Genomic DNA, 421 nt, shown 5'->3' with positions numbered 1-421 from the left:
CAACTTCGTCCAGCGCTCATTCGGCGCATTAACCCTTGCCGGGCATCGACCCGACAGGGAGCGATTGCCCGCAATTTTTCAGAGGCAATCGACCATGTATCAGCTTTCCTTCTCGGGCTACGCCCATTCCTTCCGTACGATGCTCGAAGTGCTCCGTTTCCTGCGCGACGATACGAGCGTCCGAGCAGTCGACGCGGCAGAGATCGCGCTCACGTTCTTCAGCCACCCGGTGTCCGTTACTCACTATAACGGCACACTGACCGTTCGCCGGCCCGGGACGGCGACGAGCCTCTTCCTGTCGCTGATCGACGAGATCGACGCGGCCTACTTCAGACCGTCGTTCGCCGCGCTCGAAGCGTGGCAAATCCGGCGCGAGCACTGGCAACTGCTCTATCTGGCTTTTGATCTGGCACGGGAGCCG

Annotated in this window: 1 pseudogene; it reads left to right on the top strand. The window is 61.0% G+C overall.

What is annotated here, in order from left to right:
- Positions 1-94: 94 nt before the first annotated feature.
- Positions 95-421: pseudogene (locus NCT32_RS31990) on the top strand (hypothetical protein); the annotation flags it as partial.

The organism is Caballeronia sp. INML2 (assembly GCF_023631365.1).
Lineage (GTDB): Bacteria > Pseudomonadota > Gammaproteobacteria > Burkholderiales > Burkholderiaceae > Caballeronia > Caballeronia turbans.
This window is presented reverse-complemented; position numbering and strand designations above follow the sequence as displayed.